Raw genomic sequence first — 20,680 nt, forward strand, 5'->3', positions numbered from 1 at the left:
TCATGGATTTCCCAGCCCCGTCGGCCGACAAGGCCGAACTCGAGGAAGGCGTCGCCTTCACGCCGCGCTTCGACAGCAACGACTTGGTCACGGCAGTCGTCACCGATTCTGGTGATGGCGAGCTGCTGATGGTCGCGTATATGAACGCTGAAGCGCTCGCCCTGACGCTGGAAACCGGCATTGCCCATTTCTGGTCGCGTTCGCGCGGCAGTCTGTGGAAGAAGGGCGAGACGTCGGGCAATGTCCAGCGGGTCGCGGAGATCAGAACCGACTGCGATCAGGACGTCGTCTGGCTGAAGGTGAAGGTCGGCGGACACGATGCAACCTGTCACACGGGGCGGCGTTCCTGTTTCTACAGGACGGTGCAATTCGAGGATGGCAATGCAACGCTCGTCAGCGATGGCGATACGGCACGCTTCGACCCTGAGACGGTGTACGCCCACAAGGCGTAATCGTCCCGGCCTTCTACCGCTAAAAGATTCATCATTTCGATACGACCCGTTAGGTATAATCCGCGCGGGATAGGGAGAAGTGCGATGCTCGAATGGGCGTCTTTGCGTAGCAGGCACGAAGGTGGGAACGGCGGAGACCTCCCCGCGGCCCCAATTCCGCCGGAACCGAAGCCGATCAGGAAATCAGGCATCTCGCTGGCGCTCGGCGGCGGTGCGGCACGCGGCTGGGCCCACATCGGTGTGCTCCGCGCGCTCGACGAGGCCGGTATCCAGATCGACATGATCGCCGGCACCTCCATCGGCGCACTGGTCGGCGGTTGCTATCTGGCCGGTAAGCTCGACGAACTCGAGGAGTTCGCCCGCTCCCTGACAAAGCGGCGCATCTTCGGCCTTCTCGACATCCATCTGGGCGGCAGCGGCCTCTTCGGCGGCATGAAGCTCACGGCGCGCATGCAGGAACACATGTCCGGCATCACATTTGCCGACCTGCCGAAACCATTCGTGTGCGTGGCGGCAGAAATTCGCACCGGCCACGAAATCTGGCTGTCGAGCGGCTCGCTGATCACCGCGATGCGCGCATCCTACGCCCTGCCCGGCGTCTTTGAACCCGTTGCGTGCAACAAGCGCGTGCTGGTCGACGGCGCATTGGTCAATCCCGTCCCGGTGTCGGTCTGCCGCGCGCACGAGCAGCCGCTCGTCGTCGCGGTGAACCTCCACTACGATCTCTTCGGCCGCGCGGCCGTCATCAAGCACAGCGCCGACGCGCCGGATGGCGAAACGGATACGGCGCTTGTGGTCGACAAGGGGCCGAGCGAGCGGGAAGCGCGTCTTGGCATAACCGGCGTGATGGTCGAGGCCTTCAACATCATCCAGGACCGCATCTCGCGCGCACGCATGGCCGGCGACCCGCCGGACCTGGCGCTGCTGCCGAAGCTCGGTCATATTGGCCTGACGGAATTCCACCGCGCCGACGAGGCTATCCGCCTCGGCTATGAAGTGACGAAGGCGCAGCTCGGCGAGCTGGAACGGCTGCAGACGGTGCTGGGCTGACGGGCTGAGCCATTTGCGGGAAGCCGGACCACATCATCCGGGCGCAAGTTGAAGGCAATCGCCGGGTTCACGCCAGCGCGGCGTCGAGCACCCTGAACTGAACCGAACGCGCGCCATTCCACCAGTTGGACGAGATCGTGCCTGCCACATGCACGGTGCGGCCGCGATTGGCGTAGAGAAAATTGCCGAGATCGGTGTCGGCCGCGCGAAACGCCATCGCCTGCATAAGCGCCCCGGTCTGCGAGCGCAGATCGACGCGGATATGGTTGGTGCCGACCTGCCGCGCGTCGGCAATCGTATGGCGCGGCAACACCAGCACCGGCTGCGCATGCCCCGCACCGAAGGGGCCAGCACTCTCGATGGCGTCGAGCAGATCGAAATTCGCGCCATCAGCCGACAAGGCCGCGTCGACCTCGAGCGCTTCGCCGTCGCGCAGTTTGGCGACATCCTGCGCCGCCCATTCCTCGAAGAAGGCCCTCAGCTCGCCCAGGCGGGCGCGTTCGACGGTAATGCCCGCCGCCATCGCATGCCCGCCACCCTTGAGAAGCAGGCCGCGTTCGACGGCCGTCCGCACCATACGGCCAAGATCGAAGCCGGGGATCGAGCGGCCGGAGCCGGACCCCACGCCATTGGCGTTGAACGCGATGGCAAAGGCCGGCCGGCGCGCATGCTCCTTCAGACGTGCCGCAAGCAGGCCGACCACGCCCTGATGCCAGTCGTCGCTCGCCGTGACGATGACCGCCGGGCCGTTGCCGGAGGCAAGCTCGGCGTCGGCTTCCGCGCGCGCCTGCTCCAGCATCACCTGCTCGAGCGTCTGGCGCTCGCTGTTGAGCCTGTCCAGCGTCTCGGCGATGGTACGGGCCTCGACCGGATCGTCACCGGCCAGCAATCGGCTGCCAAGCGCTGCATCGCCGATGCGCCCTCCCGCATTGATGCGCGGCCCGAGGATGAACGAAAGATGATAGGGATTGAGCGGCTCGCCGATGCGAGACACCCGCGACAGCGCAGACAGGCCTGCATTGCCCAGCCGCCGCATGGCCAGCAGGCCCTTGACCACGAACGCCCTGTTGACGCCGACGAGCGGCACCACGTCACAGACGGTGGCGAGCGCCACGAGGTCGAGCCAACCGAGCAGATCAGGCGGCGGCGCGCCGTGGCCGCGCTCTCGCAACAGGCCCACGACACGCACCAGCGTGACGAACACGACGCCCGCCGCGCACAGATGCCCCTGGCCGGAAAGGTCGTCCTCGCGGTTGGGGTTCACGATGGCGACCGCCGCTGGCAGTGCGCCGCCCACCTGGTGATGATCGAGCACGACCACGTCGGCCCCCGCCTCGTTACCGGCATCGATGGATGGCCCGCTGTTGGTGCCGCAATCGACGGTCACGATCAGCCGCGCGCCGCGCGAAACGAGTTCGCGCATGGCTTCCGGATTCGGCCCATAACCCTCGAAAATGCGGTCGGGTATGTAGATTTCGGCATCGATCCCGTAATGGGCGAAGAAGCGCTTCATCAGCGCGGAGGATGCCGCGCCGTCCACATCGTAGTCGCCGAAGATCGCCACCTTTTCCCGGCGTGCCACGGCATCGGCAATGCGCGCGGCGGCCTTTTCCATGTCGGTCAGCGAGCGCGGGTCCGGCAGGAGGTCGCGGATGGTCGGATCGAGAAAGCGCGCCGCTCCGTCCTGGTCGACCCCGCGCCCCGCCAGCACGCGCGCCACGATGTCGGGCACGCCGTGGCTCTGAGCGATCGCCATGGCGATGTTTTCTTGCCGCTGGTCGAGCCTGTGGGCCCACGCCAGCCCGGTCGCCGATTGGCGTACGTCGAGGAAAAAGCGCCGTTCCGTCATGTCTCCCGCCCGTTCACGGTCCGAAGATAGATAGAAACAGGGTGGGTTTCAAAGTTCTCCAGCGCTTCGCTCTTCTTTGCTTTCCTGCGTCCTTCGAGGCTCGCTACGCTCGCACCTCAGGATGAGGGAGGTTTTGCACCGGGCCCACAACGCAGTGGGTTCGACAAATCACCACCTTCAACTTGAAGTTCGGGCAAAGCGAGCCCTCAGTGAGCAGGTTCGATCAAACCACGTCCCTCATCCTGAGGTGCGAGCGTAGCGAGCCTCGAAGGACGCCCCCCCCACAAACGCATCAGAACTTGTCCAGATCCTGATGCCGCGCCTTGATCTCGCGCACGGTGCCGGAGGATGAGCGCATCACGATCGTATGCGTCTGGATCGAATCGCGGCCGAACTTCACGCCAGCGAGCATGTTGCCGTCGGTCACGCCGGTCGCGGCGAAAAGCACGTCGCCGCGCGCCATCTCGTCCATCGCATAGACCTTGTTGGGTTCGGCGATGCCCATCTTGGCCGCCCGCGCGATCTTTTCTTCGGTGTTGAGCTGCAGGCGCCCTTGCATCTGGCCGCCGATGCAGCGCAGCGCCGCAGCGGCCAGCACGCCCTCCGGCGCGCCGCCGGTGCCGAGATAGATGTCGATACCGGTCTCATCCGGATCGGTGGTGTGGATGACGCCGGCGACATCGCCGTCACCGATCAGCCGGATCGCCGCGCCAGTGGCGCGCACGGCTTCGATGAGTCGCGCGTGGCGCGGCCTGTCGAGAATGCAGGCAGTGATTTCGCCTACGGACACGCCCTTCGCCTTGGCGAGGTTCTCGATGTTCTCCTGGGCCGAAGCGTCGATGTCTACCACGCCGGCCGGATAGCCCGGCCCCACAGCGATCTTGTCCATGTAGACGTCGGGCGCGTAGAGCAGGCTTCCCTTCTCGGCGATCGCGATCACGGCAAGCGAGTTTGGCAGGTTCTTGGCGCAGATCGTGGTGCCTTCGAGTGGATCGAGCGCGATGTCCACGCCCGGCCCCTCGCCCGTTCCCACTTCCTCGCCGATGTAAAGCATCGGCGCCTCGTCGCGCTCGCCCTCGCCGATCACCACCGTGCCCTGGATCGGCAGCCGGTTGAGCTCCGAGCGCATGGCGTCCACGGCCACCTGGTCCGCAGCCTTCTCGTCGCCGCGTCCACGCAGCCGTGCAGCAGCGACCGCGGCGCGCTCGGTGACGCGCACCAGTTCGAGGGTAAGGATGCGGTCGAGACCGGGTGAAGCGGCTTTGGCCATCGTCATTTCCTGCGTGGGATCCTGTATGTACCCGATCGGGCGCACCCGTTCTGTCAAAGCGGAACGCGGGCCGCAAGGGCGTTTCAGCGCGGTTTGAAACATCAATCGATTGAATATTGATGACACTCCGCAACCGGCATCGAAATACCCGGCCGACCACTCACAGGCCCGGTCACGCGGAAAGACGTCGTGCAAGGAAGCTGCGCCATGCGAGCCAGAGCACAACCGCCGCAATCGCCGCCGCCAGGCTCATTCCCATCCACGGATGAGGCCCGTCGAAGAACACCTCGTGCATGATCCGACCCGGCAGGAAGCTGAAACCGCCTGCAATGACCAGCGCACCGAGATAGAGGCTCTGCATCGTTCTGCGGTGTTCCAGGATGCGTTTCCGCCGCACCGCGCGGATACCACTATACAGGGACCACAAGGTGACAATCGAAAGCAGGTGGATTGGACTCCACGGGCCGACGAGCCGGATGGTGTGAATGAAGAAGGACGTGATGGCCACCACAAGCATCAGCACCACCCAGATCTTTCCAGCCATGCGGTGGGCCTTGTCACCCTTCGCCCTGAAAAGAACCAGGCCGCCCAGCAGGAAAGCCAATACGGCAATGGCAACATGAATCTGTATGGCGAAGCTGGCGTTCTGAAGCGGTGCGAGGGTCATGGATCAGGTCCTTGTATTCAATGCGTCGCAGGTTCGTCCCTGCGCCACGCTTGACCTGCCAGCCGCGACCGCGTTTCCTCAAATCGAACTTCGTCAAAGGCCGGATCTGCTTCGTGAAAGACAACGCACTGCAATTCACGATGCGCGAAATGCAGCGCGTCGCGGCGTCGCCATTGCCATGGGCGGCGCTGGCCGGCGCAGCACTCGTTCTGGGAATGGTCGGGCCGTTCGGCACCTACGAAAGCCTGCGCCTTCCCGCGAGGCTCGCCTACTGGGCGGCAATCGTCGTTTCGACCTACTTCCTGGGCTCGCCGTCGTATCCCTGCTGGAGAAGCTCATCTTCACCGGGCGTCCCGGTCCTGCCGGCTTCGCGTTGATCGGTGCCATGGCCGGCGTGCCGGTCGCCCTTTTCGTCTGGGTGCTGAACCGCCTCGTCTACGGCACGGACGTGGTATTCCTGCTGCCGCTGACCCTCTACGTCATGGCCATCGCCGCGGTGTCATCCGGCGTGATAGCCTTCTTCTCCGCGCGACTGGCGCACGCGCCGGCGCCTGCGCAACCCAGCGCCCAACGGCCAAAGCTGATCGAGAGGCTGCAGCCCCGGCTGCGCGGCAAGCTGCTCTATCTTTCCATGCAGGATCACTACGTGGAGGTCGTGACCGACAAGGGTTCCGAACTCATCCTCATGCGCATGTCGGACGCCGTCGACGAGACGGCGCCCGTCGAAGGCCTGCAAATCCACAGGTCCTATTGGGTAGCCAGCAACGCGGTCACCGGAACCACGCGTCGCGACGGTCGGCTCATTCTGAGCATGTCTGATGGCGCCGAATTGCCGGTCAGCCGCAACCGTATCGGCGCGGTAAAGGACGCGGGGCTCGCCTGAACCCTCGGCTCAGGCCGCCCGTTCGATGCGGATGACCTGCGGCTTGTCGACGAGGTGGCCGTCCTTGGTGACCGCGTCGACGGCCTTGCGCACGGCCGCTTCCGTAGTCTCGTGCGTGACAAGGATCACCGTTTTCTGGCTCTCGGTGTTCGCGCCGTTGGCGTGCTGGACGATCGATTCCAGCGAAATCTCGTTCTCCGCCATGCGCTTGGCGATGGCGGCGAAGACGCCGGTACGGTCATGCACCGTCAGGCGGATGAAATAGCCGCCCTCATGGGTGCGCATGCGCGCCTTCTTGTAAGGCGTCAGTTCCTTGACCGGCCGGCCGAACACCGGGCCATGCTGGAAACCGGGCCTCGCCTTGGCAATGTCGGCCACGTCGCCGACAACCGCCGACGCCGTCGCGTTACCGCCGGCGCCAGGACCGGACAGAAGCAGTTCGCCCAGAATGTCGGTCTCGATCGCCACTGCGTTGGTCACGCCGTGAACCTGCGCGATGACGGACGCCGTCGGCACCATCGTCGGGTGCACCCGCTGCTCGATGCCGCTCTCCGTGCGCTGCGCGACGCCCAGCAGCTTGATGCGATAGCCGAGTTCGCCCGCTGCGCGGATATCGGCCTGGGTAATATTGGAAATGCCTTCCATATAGATGTCGTCGGCCGAGATGCGGCTGCCGAAGGCAAGGCTGGTCAGGATCGCCAGCTTGTGCGCCGTATCGTGCCCCTCAATGTCGAAGGTCGGGTCTGCCTCCGCATAGCCCAGCCGCTGCGCGTCCTTGAGGCAGTCCTCGAACGAGATGCCTTCGGCTTCCATGCGCGTCAGGATGTAGTTGCACGTGCCGTTGAGAATGCCGAACACACGCGTGACCGCATTGCCGGCCATCGCTTCGCGCATGGTCTTGATGACCGGGATACCGCCAGCCACCGCCGCCTCGTAGTTGAGCAGCACGCCCTTCGCCTCGGCGATCTTGGCAAGCGCCAGGCCATGGCGGGCCAGCAGCGCCTTGTTGGCCGTCACCACATGGTGGCCGGCTTCCAGCGCCGCGGTCACGCAGGCCAGCGCAGGCCCTTCGTCGCCGCCGATCAGCTCGACGAAAACGTCGATGCCGTCCCAGGCGGCAAGCTCAGCGGGATCGTCGAACCATTGCGCGTCCGAAAGGTCGACGCCGCGGTCCCGACCGCGCGTGCGGGCCGAAACACCGGTGACCGCGATCGGCCTGCCGCATTGCCGGGTGAGTTCGCTGGCCTTCTCGGCAAGGACGCGGGCCACGCTGGCACCGACGGTGCCCAACCCGGCAATTCCAACACGCAATGCTTCGCTCATGCCCCCGGCATCCTTCATATTCGGCAGTCAGTTCGGTCAGATATCGCGATCAGCGCCTGGCGTTCAGCGCGACCACGTTGTCAGGCGCTTCCCCGGCAGAACCGAGAAAACGCTTGATGTTGCGGGCGGCCTGGCGGATGCGGTGCTCGTTCTCGACCAGCGCGATGCGCACGAAATCGTCACCATGTTCGCCAAAGCCTATGCCGGGCGCGACCGCGACATCGGCCTTCTCGACCAGCAGCTTGGAGAATTCCAGCGAACCGAGGTGCCGGAACGATTCCGGGATCGGCGCCCAGGCAAACATCGTCGCTGCCGGCGCCGGGATTTGCCAGCCCGCACGTGCGAACGCATCAACCATCACGTCCCGACGACGATGGTAGACCCCCCTCACCTCCTCGACGTCCGAGCCGTCGCCGTTCAGCGCCGCCGTCGCGGCCACCTGGATAGGCGTGAACGCGCCATAGTCGAGATACGACTTCACCCTCGTCAGCGCCGCGATCAGCCGCTCGTTGCCGACCGCGAAGCCCATGCGCCAGCCGGGCATGGAAAAGGTCTTGGACATCGAGGTGAACTCCACGGCGACATCCAGAGCGCCCGGCACCTGCAGGATCGACGGCGGTGGCGGACCGTCGAAATAGATCTCCGCATAGGCCAGGTCGGACAGAATGATGATGTCGTTCTTCTTCGCGTAGGCGACCACGTCCTTGTAGAAGTCGAGCGACGCGACATGCGCGGTCGGGTTCGACGGGTAGTTCAGGATCAGCGCCAACGGCTTCGGGATCGAGTGCCGTACGGCGCGTTCCAGCGCCGGGATGAAATCGTTGTCCGGCTCGACCTTCATCGAACGGATAACGCCGCCCGACATGATGAAGCCGAACGCATGGATCGGATAGGTCGGGTTCGGGCACAGAACGACATCACCCGGCGCGGTGATCGCCTGCGCCATGTTGGCGAAGCCTTCCTTGGAGCCGAGCGTGGCAACGATCTGCCGCTCTGGGTCGAGCTTCACCCCGAAACGGCGGGCATAATAGGCCGCCTGCGCGCGCCGCAGACCGGGAATGCCACGCGACGACGAGTAGCGGTGCGTACGCGGGTCACGCACCACGTCGCAAAGCTTGTCGACGATCGATTTCGGCGTCGGCAAGTCGGGATTGCCCATGCCAAGGTCGATGATGTCGGCGCCATTGGCTCGTGCCGCGCCTTTGAGGCGATTGACCTGCTCGAACACGTAGGGCGGGAGCCGACGAACCTTGTGAAACTCTTCCATGGGGAGATCCCGTTGCATGGGGGGCGTTAGGACGCGGCCTATACACCCGTTTGGGGAATCGGTCGATAGCGTCACTCGCCTTCGATTTCGCGCAGGGCCTCGGCTGCGTGGCTGCGCCCCAGCCGGCGAAGCTCGGCGCTGCTGTTCGGCGCGGAGCCCCGTCCCTGCGCCGCCACCTGCGCGCGCTTTTCGCGAAGTTCGCTCGCAGTTTCGGACCTCTGCCGCGATGTGATCTGGGATGCGGCGGGCTTGGGTATGATATTGAGATTGGGATAGGTGCCGGGCTGCGAAAAAGCAGGCGCCGTATCGGCGGGTGCCACACCTGCGGCCGACTGCGTGTCGGCGGCGGCGGGTTGCGCTTGCAGCGCGGCCTCCGGCACCGCATCGGCGAAATTGGTCGTCGTACAGCCGGCAAGCGCAATCGCCATAGCGGCGCCGCCGAATGCAAAAATGTCGAGGATACGCCGCGCTGTCATTCTTCCACCTTATGGCACTTATAGATGCTCGGGCCGACACGCACCAGCGGTATGCTGCCCTTGGGTCCCATGGTATTGTGTCAACAAAACGCTCCAGGGAGGACGGACGTATAGCATGGCCAAAAGCGACGATTCGGGCAGCGACCAGAAAAAACAACACTCTTCGGTCGATCAGTATCTGATCAAGGACCCGGAACGCTTTGCCGTCAACCTTGCTCGCGCCGTAGAGGAAGCCGGCAAGGCTGCCGCCGCATGGACCGAACCGCGCGAGAAGGGCGAGGTGCGCGACACCATGGCCGAGCCGATGACCGACATGGTCAAGACCTTCTCCAAGCTGACCGAATACTGGCTCTCCGATCCCGCGCGCGCGCTTGAGGCCCAGACGAGGCTCTTCTCCGGCTATATGGATGTCTGGTCGAACGCGATCCGGCGCATGAACGACACCGAAATCGAGGATGCGGTGAAGCCAGAGAAGGGCGACAAGCGCTTCCAGGACCCGGAATGGGGCCAGAACGCCTTCTTCGACTTCATCAAGCAGGCCTATCTGGTCACCTCTCGCTGGGCCGGCGACCTGGTGGAGCACGCCGAGGGGCTGGACGACCACACGCGCCACAAGGCGCAGTTCTACGTGAGGCAGATCACCCAGGCGATCTCGCCGTCCAACTTCCTGCTCACCAACCCGGAAATCTTCCGCGAGACGGTGGCGAGCAACGGCGAGAACCTGGTGCGCGGCATGAAGATGCTGGCCGAGGACATCGCCGCCGGCCATGGCGACCTCAAGCTCAGGCAGGCCGATAATTCCAGCTTCGAGGTCGGCAGGAATATCGCGACGACCCCCGGCAAGGTGATCGCGCGCAGCGACGTCGCCGAGATCATCCAGTACGAGCCGTCGACCGACAAGGTGCTCAAGCGCCCGCTGCTGATCTGTCCGCCCTGGATCAACAAGTTCTACATTCTCGACCTCAACCCGGAGAAATCCTTCATCCGCTGGGCGGTCGAACAGGGCCATTCGGTCTTCGTCATCTCCTGGGTCAACCCCGACCAGCGCCACGGGCGCAAGGACTGGGAGGCCTATATCCGCGAGGGCATCCAGTTCGGGCTGGACACGGTCGAGGAAGCGACCGGCGAGCGCGAGGTCAACGCGATCGGCTATTGCGTCGGCGGCACGCTGCTGGCGGCGGCTCTCGCACTGATGGCGCGTGAGGGCGATGAGCGCATCAAATCCGTCACGTTCTTCACCACGCAGGTCGATTTCACTTATGCCGGCGACCTCAAGGTCTTCGTCGACGAGGAACAGATCGCCGCGCTCGAGCGCTCGATGGAGGGCAAGGGTTTTCTGGACGGCACCAAGATGGCGACGGCGTTCAACATGCTGCGCGCCGGCGATCTCATCTGGCCGTATGTCGTCAACAACTATATGCGCGGCAAGGAGCCGATGCCGTTCGACCTGCTCTACTGGAACTCCGATTCCACGCGGATGAGCGCGGCAAACCACTCCTTCTACCTGCGCAACTGCTATCTCGAAAACAATCTGATCCAGGGAAAGATGACGCTTGCCGGCCGCACCCTGTCGCTGGCCGATGTGACGATCCCCGTCTACAACCTCGCCGCGCGCGAGGATCACATCGCCCCGGCCCGCTCGGTGTTCCTCGGCTGCCGCTTCTTCGGCGGCGAGGTCGACTATGTGATGGCGGGCTCCGGCCACATCGCAGGCGTCGTAAACCCGCCCGCTGCGAAAAAATACCAGCACTGGACCGGCGGCAAGCCGGAAGGCGACTTCGAAAGCTGGGTCGCCAACGCCACCGAGAACCCCGGCTCGTGGTGGCCGCACTGGCAAGCCTGGATCGAAAAGCAGGACGCCAGCACGACCAAGGCGCGCAAGCCCGGCGGCACGAAGCTGAAACCGATCGCCGATGCACCGGGCGAATACGTCCGGGTGCGGGTGTAGGCGCTGCCCGTCGGCTATGGCGGCAGCCCCGTTCCTTGGAATGCGGCCGCGTTTTAGTCATTCCGGCATGGATCCTCGGGTCAAGCCCGAGGATGACGAGATTGAACGCCGTGACCATCGCCAACGGTAGCAAGTGTGGGATGTAACCTACCCGGTTCGTCATCCTCGGGCTTGACCCGAGGATCCATGCCGGAACATCGAGTCCCCAATAGTGCGCGTCCGATCAACCCACCTCCCTCATCCTGAGGTGCGAGCCCCCGGGTCTTGCCTTTGGCAAGCCCGAGGACGGGCTCCGCGAGCCTCGAAGGACGCACCAACAAGAAGCTTGGCAGCCAGGCAAATGCAGTCCTGAAACGAAAAAGGCCGCCCGGAGGCGGCCTTTTCATTGTCGCATGACAGCGCCGCTTATTCGGCGTCCTTGTCCTTGGCGGCAGCCTTCTTCTTGGGCGCGGCCTTCTTCTTTTCGGTCTCGCCGGCGTCGTCGCCAGCATCCGCGACCTTGGCCTTCGAAGCCTTCTTGGCCGGCTTCTTCTCGGTCTTTGCGGTATCTTCCTCGTCGTCGGCCAGAAGCTCCTCCTTGGAGACCTTCTTGTCGTCGACGGAGACGACGCCGAGCAGGTGGTCGACAACCTTCTCCTCGAACAGCGGCGCGCGGATATTGGCGAGCGCCTGCGGGTTCTCGCGGTAGAAGTCGTAGACCTGCTGCTGCTGGCTCTGCGGAACGCGGCGGATCTGCTCGAACAGCGCGCGCTGCAGCTCGTCGTCGGAGACCTGCACGCTGGCCTTCTCGCCGATGTCGGCAAGCACGAGGCCGAGGCGGACGCGACGTTCGGCAAGGCGCTGGTATTCGGCGCGCGCTTCGGTCTCGGTCGTCTCTTCGTCCTCAAAGGTGCGGCCGGCCTGCGCGAGATCGGCGTTCACCTGGGCCCAGATGTTGTTGAATTCGGCCTCGACCAGCTTGGACGGCGCCTCGAACTTGTAGGTCTCATCGAGCGCGTCGAGAAGCTGGCGCTTCGCCTTCTGGCGGGTCACGGCGCCGAACTGGCTCTCGATCTGGCCGCGCACGATCTCACGCAGCTTGTCGGCGCTTTCCAGGCCGAGCTGCTTGGCGACGTCGTCGTTGATCTCCAGCTTGCCGGGAGCGGCAATCGCCTTCACCTTGATGTCGAACTTGGCTTCCTTGCCGGCCAGATGGGCGGCCGGATACTGCTCGGGGAAGGTAACGGTGATCGTCGTCTCGTCGCCTTCCTTGACGCCGACGAGCTGCTCCTCGAAGCCGGGAATGAACTGGTTGGAGCCGAGCACGAGATCGGAATCCTCGGCCGCACCGCCCTCGAAGGCCTCGCCGTCGATCTTGCCGAGATAATCGAAGGTGACGCGGTCGCCATTCGCGGCCTTGCCCTTCTTCGGCTCGTAGCTGCGCGCCGAATCGGCAACGCGCTCTACCTGCTCGGTCACTTCCTCTTCCGGCACGTCATAGACGAGGCGGCTGATCTTGAGCGACGAAAGATCCTTTTCCTCGATCGGCGGCAGAACCTCGTAATCGAGCGAAAACTCGAAATCGGCATTGCCGGCCAGGATCTTCTCGGCTTCCTTCTCGTCCTCGGTCATGGTGACCTCGGGCTGCATGGCCGGCTTTTCGCCGCGCTCGTCGAGGATCGACCGGGAGGAATCCGACAGGATCTCGTTCACGACTTCGGCCATGAAGGACTTGCCGTACATCTTGCGCAGGTGCTGCATGGGCACCTTGCCGGGCCGGAAGCCATTGATCCGGACCTTGTCCTTCGCCGAGGAGAGCCGCTCCATGAGCCGTGCTTCCATGTCCTTGGCGGGCACGGTCACCTTGATCTGGCGCTTCAGCCCATTGTTGAGCGTTTCGGTTACCTGCATCTCAAAACCTTTGTCTTCATCGACGCCGCCGGGGCGGCATACTGCCGTCCTGACCGCTGCAAACTCTTGGCCGGGGAGTGGCTCTGGTGCGGGTGAAAGGACTTGAACCTTCACGACTTGCGTCACGGGAACCTAAATCCCGCGTGTCTACCAATTCCACCACACCCGCTTCACGGGCCCTTCCGCCCTTGAAAGCGCGTGGTTCTATATCACCGGGTGCGAAGGGTTCAAAGGAAAATTGCCGCAAAAGACGGCTATTTTTTGCCGGTTTCGACAGAAGCACGCAGACAACCTTATCGGAGCCGGCAAAGCGCAGCGGCAAGGCGTCAATAGAGCGGCTCAGCGTAGAGCATCGTTTCGCCGTCATGCAGCGACTTGATCTGTGCGGCGCCGTCGCTTGCGACGGCCACTGTCATGGTGAAGGCGCGCTCGCGAAGATTGCCTTCGATCGCCCGCCCCTCACCCTCGGGAACGTAGAAGCGCTCTATCCCGTAGCTGACATTGATCAATGTCGCCTCGTCATACCAGGACGATGTGGCAATGCCCCTGATGTCGAGTTCGCCATCGGCAGGCGCCGGCTCCGGTTTCTGGTCATAGCGAGCCGCGACCGCTTCCCATATGCCGTCCTCTCCGGGCCTCAACCGCACGAAGACAGTGCGGTCGCGGCCGTTGCGCTCATCCTGTGGGCGCTCGGCGAACAGCTCGGTGGGTACAGAAGAGATATTGTAGCCGATGGTGACATAGTCTCCACGCAGCAGGTCGCGCGGGTCGACCGGCTGGACCGACAGCAGCACCTCCTGCCCGTTGCGCAGGATCGCGGCCCGCCCGGCGATCATCGAGGTGAGAAAGCCGATCTGCAGCACGGCAACCGCGCCGGCGGCAATAAAGAGCGTACGGCGGTTCACAGCCACTCTCCTTCAACGACCTGCGGTCCGGACAGCCGCCGCTCCAGCCGCGTGATGACGAACGCGAGCGCCGAAAGCACCAACCCGCCGACGACGAAGAAGCCGGCTGTGCCGAGCATCGTGCCCAACATCACGAGGTAGATAAAGCAGATCTGGAAGATGAAGGCCGCATAGGCAAGCCAGCGCAAGGTCCTGCTTTCGCGCCCGGCCAGCAGCAGGACGATAATGATACCCGCAAAAGCCACGATCGAAACGGCCAGAAAACCCCGCTCGTCGATCAGTTCCACCTGCATGATGCCGACGCCGGTAAGGAAACCGACCAGCGCCTGAACCGGCAGTACCGAACCAAGACCCAGCATCCGCTCGGCCTGGGCCGGCTGCAGCCGGCCAAACGCAAACAGTGCAACGCTGAGCGCAATCAGCACGATTGGCGCAACGAAGGTCTCGTCGCGCGCATAAAGAAAGGCGGCGAACAGGAACAATGACAGAAGCACCAGATGCCGCGCGGGTGCGCTGCGGGTCCAGAAGGTCAGCAGGTATAGCACCGCCGCGACCGCCAGATAGGCGGACGGCAACTGCAGCGCCCAGTCGTCGACCGCGTGCATGACCATCCATGACGCGCCGAGAAGCACCGCCCCGATCGTCAGCGCGCCCGAGCGCAGCACGGCAGCGGCAAGCGCCGTACCCGCGCACCACACGAAGATCGCCTGCTTCTCGTCGCCGGACATGTGGTACATCTGCCCGATAAGCGCGACGGACGCGCCGAACGCGGCCGCAGCCACCACCCACGCCGCCTCGCCGAAGGCTTCGCGACCGCGCAGTTTCATTTCCGCACCGCCCAAATAGCCGGCAGCAATGACGATAAACAGCATCGCCACCCGTGCCAGCCGGGGAATCGCTTCCCAGTTCGCTGCAATGAAGATCAGGATCGCGGCGGCAAACAGCGCCGCGGCCATCATCGACAGGATCGAACCAAACGAGACGGAGCCGCCGCCGTTTCGTTCGACATCAAGCGAAAGTGCATCGGCGGTCGCGGCATCGATCATGCCGGCTTCTCGCCAGCGCGCGATCTCGCGTTTGACTTTGGTCGCATGGGACGCCATCGGCCACTCCTTAGCCGGCAGGATACGCGCCGCCGTATCGAGGCACAAGCAGGCCGAATTGTGCCCGAATTCCGGCAACATAGACGAATCGGCCACGCTTCCGCCGCATAGGCTTAAATCCATTAATGTTGCATTGCACAAAACGCATTGGTGCTATGCAGCATCGTCACTTCAAAAGCCGATCGGGCGCGACTATCTTCCAACCATCGCAAGAACAAATGAACTCGAAGAAACGCTTATAGGTGACAAAATGAACCTGGTCCGCAACTACCGCAACTGGCGCCGCTACCGTGAAACCGTCAACGAGCTGAGCCGCCTGTCCAACCGCGAACTCAACGACCTCGGCATTGCCCGCGGCGACATCCCGTTCGTCGCCCGCAAGTCGGTCTAAAAAGAATTCAGGAATTTCGCCAGGGTCTACCTCCTCCCAGACCCTGACGGATACGGCCCGAGACTACCTCCTCCCAGTCGAGGGCCACCATAAAGACACCCGCCGGACCTCCTCCCCCGGCGGGTGTTTTTTTGCGCGCAGATAGGCAAGAGCCCGATCCTTGCATTCGCCGCGTCCCCGGACTAATTCCCCTTCATGACAATCGAACCCGTTCACGTCGTCGGCGGCGGCCTCGCCGGCTCAGAAGCTTCCTGGCAGATCGCGCAGGCGGGCGTGCCCGTGATCCTGCACGAGATGCGTCCGGTGCGCGGCACCGACGCGCACAAGACGGAGGGGCTGGCCGAGCTTGTCTGCTCCAACTCCTTCCGCTCCGACGACGCCGAGACCAACGCGGTCGGCGTGTTGCACGCTGAGATGCGGCTTGCGAACTCGCTCATCATGGCTTCCGGCGACGCCAACCAGGTGCCGGCCGGTGGCGCGCTCGCAGTCGACCGCGACGGCTTCTCGGATGCGGTGACGGCAAAACTCGAAGCGCATCCGCTGATTACCATCGTGCGGGAGGAGGTTTCGGGCCTGCCGCCCGTCGAATGGGGCAAGACCATCATTGCGACCGGGCCCTTGACCGCCCCGTCTCTCGCCGAAGCCATTGCGGCGGAAACCGGCGCCGATGCCCTCGCCTTCTTCGACGCGATCGCGCCGATCGTGCATTTCGACACGATCGACATGGACGTCGCCTGGTTCCAGTCGCGCTACGACAAGGTCGGCCCCGGCGGCACCGGCAAGGACTATGTCAACTGCCCGATGGACAAGGCGCAGTATGACGCCTTCATCGCCGCGCTGCTGGAAGGCGGCAAGACCGAATTCAAGCAATGGGAAGGCACGCCCTATTTCGACGGCTGCCTGCCGATCGAGGTGATGGCCGAGCGCGGTCCCGAAACCCTGCGCCATGGCCCGATGAAGCCGATGGGCCTCACCAACGCCCACAATCCGTCAGTCAAGGCTTACGCAGTCGTGCAGCTCCGGCAGGACAACGCGCTCGGCACGCTCTACAACATGGTCGGCTTCCAGACGAAGCTGAAGCACGGCGAGCAGGTGCGCATCTTCCGCACAATTCCGGGGCTGGAAAACGCTGAGTTCGCGCGTCTCGGCGGGTTGCACCGCAACACCTACATCAACTCTCCCACCCTGCTGGACGGGACGCTGCAGCTGAAGTCGCGCCCCGGCCTGCGTTTCGCGGGACAGATCACGGGCTGCGAAGGCTACGTGGAAAGCGCTGCCATCGGCTTGCTGGCCGGCCGCTTCGCCGCAGCCGAGCGTCTCGAGCAGCAGCCTGCCCTTCCCCCGGTTACCACCGCCTTCGGCGCGCTGCTCGGCCACATCACCGGCGGACACATCAGTTCCGACGACGAACCCGGCAAGCGCTCGTTCCAGCCGATGAACGTCAATTTCGGTCTGTTTCCTCCGCTTGAGCCCGGCACGAAGCTCAGACCCGACGATTTCGAGGGGCGGTTCCGCGGCAAGGACAAGTCGATCGCCAAGAAGAAGGCCCTTTCGGCCCGCGCACTTGCGGATTGCCGCGCGTGGCTGGGCGCTTCGCCGAGAGCCGAAGCGGCCGAATAAGCCAACGATCGATAAGGCAGCAATTGTCAGGAGCCGGCAGTTGCTGCGCTAACCGCCGTTGATGCGCCGCAGGCCGGCTGCTAGTTCCTGACTGTCGAAAAAGGAAAGGCCGGTGCGGTTAGCCCGGCCCCCGCGAAAGCGGGTCCTGGCCTTCGCCCTCGGGCGCTGAGTCCCCAGACCTTGAACGCCGATGCATGGTGCATCGGCGAAGGTAGGGACTTGAAACATGCAACAACAGATTTCCGTCATCACCATCGGCATCGAGGATCTTCCGCGATCGCGCCGTTTCTACGTCGACGGCTTCGGCTGGACACCCGTGTTCGAAAACGAGGAAATCATCTTCTACCAGATGAACGGCCTGGTCCTCGGCACCTTCGCGAAGGCATCATTGGAAACGGACATGAACCGCCCCGGTCTGCTGACGCCCGGCGCGTTCTCGCTGGCGCACAACGTGACCGAGCGCGAGAACGTCGTTCCGGTCATGGACAAGCTTCTGGAAGCTGGCGGGCGACTTCTGCGCGAGGCGGACGCACCGCCGCATGGCGGTTTCCGTGGCTACGTCGCGGACCCGGACGACCACGCCTGGGAAATCGCCTGGAACCCGGCCTGGCGAATAGACGCGCGCGGGCTTGTCGAGTTCGGGCTGTAGCTAAAGCATGTCTCCCGAAAGTGGGAACCGGTTTCGGGGAAAAGGCATGCGTGAAAACAAGAACCTAAAGCGTCTTGCGCGTTTGCGGATTCATATCGACGACGTCATCCTCGGGCTTGTCCCGAGGATGACGTCGCTGAGGTGTTCGATGCGAATCGACGCGGCGCAGGTGTAGAGCTCCTATGTGAATACCATCGGAAGCGACGCGCTTTAGAGTGGCGGCGCATCGCTGCATGCGCCGCCACGATTTCTTTATTCGCCGGCCGCGTCGGGCAGTGCGAAGGCGATCACGTAATCGCCGCGCTCCGGCGAGGTCCGTGCACCGCCCGCCGAAACGACGACGTACTGCTTGCCCGTTTCAGGCGAGGTGTAGACCAGCGGCGTGGTCTGCGCGCCCACCGGCAGCCGGTGCTTCCACACCTCCTTGCCGGTCGCCAGGTCGAATGCGCGGATATTGTAGTCGAGCGTGCCGGCATAGAAGATGAGCCCGGAGGCGGTTGTCACCGGGCCGCCGACGGTCGGCATGCCCGTTGGCATCGGCACACCCATCTTGATGCCGAACGGACCGTTGTCCTCGACCGTGCCGAGCGGCACCTGCCAGGCAATCTGCTGGGTCTTCAGGTCGATCGCGGTCAGCGTGCCGTAAGGCGGTTCCTGGCAGGGAACGCCAAGCGACGACATGAAGGTGACCTTGGCCGCGCCATAAGGCGTGCCGAGCTGGCCGGAAAGCCCCTCATGCGAGCTGCGCGCGTCCGCACGGTCCGCCTCCTCTCGTGGAACGAGCTGGATTCGGTGCGGCGAGCGGGTGTCGTTGAACACCAGATAGCCGGTCGGCTCGTGGATCGACGAGCTGCCCCAGTTCATGCCACCGTAGAAACCCGGCCACTGCAGCGTCGGCTCGAGGCCCGGCGGCGTGAAATCGCCGTCGTAGCGCATCTTGCGGAACTCGATGCGGCAGTAGAGCTGGTCGAACGGCGTCGTGCCCCACATGCGCGCTTCCGTCAGCAGGTCGGCCCCGATCGTCGGCATGCCGACCGAATAAGGCTGCGTTTCCGCTGTCCAGTCGCCTTCGACCGCACCCTGCGGCACCGGCCGATCCTCGACCTCGAAGACGGGCTCGCCCGTCTCGCGGTCCAGCACGAAGATCTGCCCGCGCTTGGTCGTCTGTATCAGCGCCGCGCGCGTGCCGCCCTGCCCGTCCGGAATGTCGTAGAGCGCGGGCTGCGACGGCACGTCATAGTCCCACAAATCGTGGTTGACGGTGCGGAAATGCCAGCGCTCGCGGCCGGTCTGGATGTCAAGCGCGACCACTGCGGCGGTGTACTCCTCCGCGCGCTCCGAACGATGCGCGCCGTAGAAGTCGGGCGTCGCATTGCCGGTCGGCAGATAGACGAGGCCGAGGTCGGCGTCGTAGGCGGGCGTGCTCCACACGTTCGGCGTGCCGCGCGTGTAGGTTTCGCCCTCCGGCGGGAAGCGGGTGATGTCGGGATTGCCGAGATCCCAGGCCCAGACGAGCTCGCCCGTTTCCGCATCGAAGCCGCGCACCACGCCCGAAGGCAGGCCGACGGCGACGTTGTCGACGACCCAGCCGCCGATGACGATGATGCCGTTGGCGACCGTGGGCGCCGACGTCTGGAAATAGAAGCCGGGGCGCACTTCGCCCATACCGACCTTGAGGTCGACCGTGCCGTTTTCGCCGAATTGCGGGCAGAGCTCGCCGGTTTCGGCGTCGAGCTGGATCAGCCTCGCGTCGATCGTCGAAAGCACGATCCGGCGCTGGCAGATATCCGTCTGCTGGGCGACCTCGGTCTCCTCCGGCTCGGCCGCGGCGGGTGCCGCCGCCTGCTCCTCCCCTTCCGGAGCCGCCTGTTCCTCCCCTTCCGGTGCCGGCTGCTCGCCTTCGGCGAGTTCCTCGGCCGCTTCTGCCTCGGCGGCTTCGGCTGCGGCCTGTTCCGCTGCCTCGGCATCGCGGATTGTCTGCAGGCCGGCCGAGATGTTGCCGGTCGATTCGTAATAACCGACGCTGCGGCAACGCTGCCAGAGCGGCGATTCGGCCTCCGGATCGAAGCTCCAGCGCTCTTCGCCGGTATCGGCGTCGAGCGCGTGGACCACGTTGCGCACGGTGCAGACATAGACGGTATCGCCTACCTGCAATGGCGTGTTCTGGTCTTCCGCGCCCGAACCGGTCTCGTTGACGGGGAAGTCGCCGTGGCGAAACTCCCAGGCCACCTCGAGCTCACCAACATTGGCCGGCGTGATCTGGTCCGAGGGCGAGTAGCGCGTGCCGGCCGGCGTGCGGCCGTAGTGCTGCCAGTTTTCCGGCACGTCCGCGCTCTCGGCCAAGACTTCCGGCGCGCCCGTCGCGGCCACGTACGGAACCGGCTGGAAGGCGCGATAGCCGGTGGCTGCAAGCGCCAGAACCAGCAGAGCGGCAGCGACGTAGGATGGCGCGCGGCCGGGTCGCCCACCGCCGCGCTTCAGCGAGGGTGCAGCCAGGAAGATGAGGATGCCCAGCACGGCCGGCGCGACAAGGCGCGAAACCAGCGGCCAGAACTGGAGCCCGACCTCCCAGATCGCCCAGATAATCGTGCCGAGAAAAACCAGCAGGAAGAGATAGAGGCCGAGAACATGGTTGCGCGCAAGGAACCACGCCGAAAGCAGCAGGCCGGCGCCGGCGATCGCGAAATACCAGGAGCCGCCGAGCGAGATGAGCTGGATGCCGCCAATCAGCAGGTAGCCGCCACCGACAAGCATGACGAGGGAGAGAAGAAGGACAGGCCAGGCGGCCCATCGCGATTGGACTGTTGCGTCAGCCATCAGTCGACCTTTCAGTTTGGCGCGCGCAGGCGCGCACTGCATTCCCTCCCATGGGGCATGCAATTACGCCGCTCATCCGGTGATGTCTATCGCAGCGCCAGGTTGTGGACAGACAAGCGC

General features: G+C 64.4%; 18 protein-coding genes and 1 tRNA gene. 8 read left to right on the plus strand and 11 right to left on the minus strand.

Going from position 1 to position 20,680, the window contains the following annotated elements; translation table 11 throughout:
• Positions 1–2 precede the first annotated feature (2 nt).
• Both hisI and V1479_RS12665 read left to right on the plus strand, forming a co-directional pair.
• Positions 3–452, plus strand: coding sequence for a phosphoribosyl-AMP cyclohydrolase (hisI, locus tag V1479_RS12660; protein ID WP_368803201.1), 450 nt, complete (start codon positions 3–5; stop codon positions 450–452).
• Positions 453–536: 84 nt separating this feature from the next.
• Entirely contained in the window at positions 537–1,502 is a 966-nt protein-coding gene (locus tag V1479_RS12665) for a patatin family protein (protein WP_368803202.1), read from the plus strand.
• A 67-nt stretch (positions 1,503–1,569) separates the two neighbouring features.
• Here V1479_RS12665 and recJ read toward each other — a convergent pair whose 3' ends face one another.
• The 3 genes from recJ to V1479_RS12680 form a co-directional block, all read right to left on the minus strand.
• Entirely contained in the window at positions 1,570–3,351 is a 1,782-nt protein-coding gene (gene recJ, locus V1479_RS12670; RefSeq protein WP_368803203.1) for a single-stranded-DNA-specific exonuclease RecJ, read from the minus strand.
• 292 nt (positions 3,352–3,643) lie between these two features.
• Complete coding sequence (gene glpX, locus V1479_RS12675; RefSeq protein WP_368803204.1) at positions 3,644–4,621, minus strand: class II fructose-bisphosphatase; 978 nt, start codon at positions 4,619–4,621, stop codon at positions 3,644–3,646.
• A gap of 172 nt (positions 4,622–4,793) precedes the next feature.
• Entirely contained in the window at positions 4,794–5,288 is a 495-nt protein-coding gene (locus V1479_RS12680; RefSeq protein WP_368803205.1) for a DUF2306 domain-containing protein, read from the minus strand.
• A 113-nt stretch (positions 5,289–5,401) separates the two neighbouring features.
• Here V1479_RS12680 and V1479_RS12685 point away from each other — a divergent pair, with 113 nt between their 5' ends.
• Both V1479_RS12685 and V1479_RS12690 read left to right on the plus strand, forming a co-directional pair.
• A complete protein-coding gene (locus V1479_RS12685) occupies positions 5,402–5,665 on the plus strand; it encodes a hypothetical protein (protein WP_368803206.1) in 264 nt (87 codons plus the stop codon).
• Between the two features lie 8 nt (positions 5,666–5,673).
• Positions 5,674–6,171 (plus strand): LytTR family DNA-binding domain-containing protein, encoded by a 498-nt coding sequence (locus V1479_RS12690; protein WP_368803207.1) that lies wholly within the window; start codon positions 5,674–5,676, stop codon positions 6,169–6,171.
• A 9-nt stretch (positions 6,172–6,180) separates the two neighbouring features.
• On the opposite strand, the gene V1479_RS12695 is transcribed toward V1479_RS12690, so the two are convergent.
• The 3 genes from V1479_RS12695 to V1479_RS12705 all read right to left on the minus strand — a co-directional run bounded on the left by V1479_RS12695 (position 6,181) and on the right by V1479_RS12705 (position 9,237).
• Positions 6,181–7,494, minus strand: coding sequence for a homoserine dehydrogenase (locus V1479_RS12695; protein WP_368803208.1), 1,314 nt, complete (start codon positions 7,492–7,494; stop codon positions 6,181–6,183).
• A 49-nt stretch (positions 7,495–7,543) separates the two neighbouring features.
• On the minus strand, positions 7,544–8,761 hold the full coding sequence (locus V1479_RS12700) for an LL-diaminopimelate aminotransferase (RefSeq protein ID WP_368803209.1): 1,218 nt from the start codon (positions 8,759–8,761) through the stop codon (positions 7,544–7,546).
• Between the two features lie 71 nt (positions 8,762–8,832).
• The gene (locus V1479_RS12705; protein ID WP_368803210.1) at positions 8,833–9,237 is read right to left on the minus strand and encodes a hypothetical protein; all 405 of its coding nucleotides are present in this window, start codon (positions 9,235–9,237) and stop codon (positions 8,833–8,835) included.
• Positions 9,238–9,352: 115 nt separating this feature from the next.
• Here V1479_RS12705 and phaC point away from each other — a divergent pair, with 115 nt between their 5' ends.
• Entirely contained in the window at positions 9,353–11,185 is a 1,833-nt protein-coding gene (gene phaC, locus V1479_RS12710; protein WP_368803211.1) for a class I poly(R)-hydroxyalkanoic acid synthase, read from the plus strand.
• 405 nt (positions 11,186–11,590) lie between these two features.
• Here phaC and tig read toward each other — a convergent pair whose 3' ends face one another.
• The 4 genes from tig to V1479_RS12730 form a co-directional block, all read right to left on the minus strand.
• The gene (tig, locus tag V1479_RS12715) at positions 11,591–13,075 is read right to left on the minus strand and encodes a trigger factor (RefSeq protein WP_368803212.1); all 1,485 of its coding nucleotides are present in this window, start codon (positions 13,073–13,075) and stop codon (positions 11,591–11,593) included.
• 84 nt (positions 13,076–13,159) lie between these two features.
• Positions 13,160–13,244, minus strand: a tRNA-Leu gene (locus V1479_RS12720).
• A gap of 157 nt (positions 13,245–13,401) precedes the next feature.
• Complete coding sequence (locus V1479_RS12725) at positions 13,402–13,980, minus strand: GDYXXLXY domain-containing protein (protein ID WP_368803213.1); 579 nt, start codon at positions 13,978–13,980, stop codon at positions 13,402–13,404.
• Positions 13,977–15,083 carry a DUF2157 domain-containing protein gene (locus V1479_RS12730; protein WP_368803214.1) on the minus strand — a complete coding sequence of 369 codons (1,107 nt, stop codon included), beginning with the start codon at positions 15,081–15,083 and terminating at the stop codon, positions 13,977–13,979. Before V1479_RS12730 ends, V1479_RS12725 begins: the two co-directional genes overlap by 4 nt.
• A 250-nt stretch (positions 15,084–15,333) precedes the next feature.
• Between V1479_RS12730 and V1479_RS12735 the strand changes: the two genes are divergently transcribed.
• From V1479_RS12735 to V1479_RS12745, 3 genes are all read left to right on the plus strand, one after another.
• The gene (locus V1479_RS12735; RefSeq protein ID WP_173191768.1) at positions 15,334–15,474 is read left to right on the plus strand and encodes a DUF1127 domain-containing protein; all 141 of its coding nucleotides are present in this window, start codon (positions 15,334–15,336) and stop codon (positions 15,472–15,474) included.
• Positions 15,475–15,669: 195 nt separating this feature from the next.
• A complete protein-coding gene (gene trmFO, locus V1479_RS12740; RefSeq protein ID WP_368803215.1) occupies positions 15,670–17,094 on the plus strand; it encodes a methylenetetrahydrofolate--tRNA-(uracil(54)-C(5))-methyltransferase (FADH(2)-oxidizing) TrmFO in 1,425 nt (474 codons plus the stop codon).
• Positions 17,095–17,320: 226 nt separating this feature from the next.
• Positions 17,321–17,743 carry a VOC family protein gene (locus V1479_RS12745; RefSeq protein ID WP_368803216.1) on the plus strand — a complete coding sequence of 141 codons (423 nt, stop codon included), beginning with the start codon at positions 17,321–17,323 and terminating at the stop codon, positions 17,741–17,743.
• A 252-nt stretch (positions 17,744–17,995) separates the two neighbouring features.
• Here the strand turns inward: V1479_RS12745 and V1479_RS12750 are convergent, their stop codons facing one another.
• Positions 17,996–20,560 carry an outer membrane protein assembly factor BamB family protein gene (locus V1479_RS12750; RefSeq protein ID WP_368803217.1) on the minus strand — a complete coding sequence of 855 codons (2,565 nt, stop codon included), beginning with the start codon at positions 20,558–20,560 and terminating at the stop codon, positions 17,996–17,998.
• Positions 20,561–20,680 lie beyond the last annotated feature (120 nt).

The organism is Neoaquamicrobium sediminum, assembly GCF_040970315.1.
In the GTDB taxonomy this organism is placed as follows: Bacteria; Pseudomonadota; Alphaproteobacteria; order Rhizobiales; family Rhizobiaceae; genus Aerobium; species Aerobium sediminum.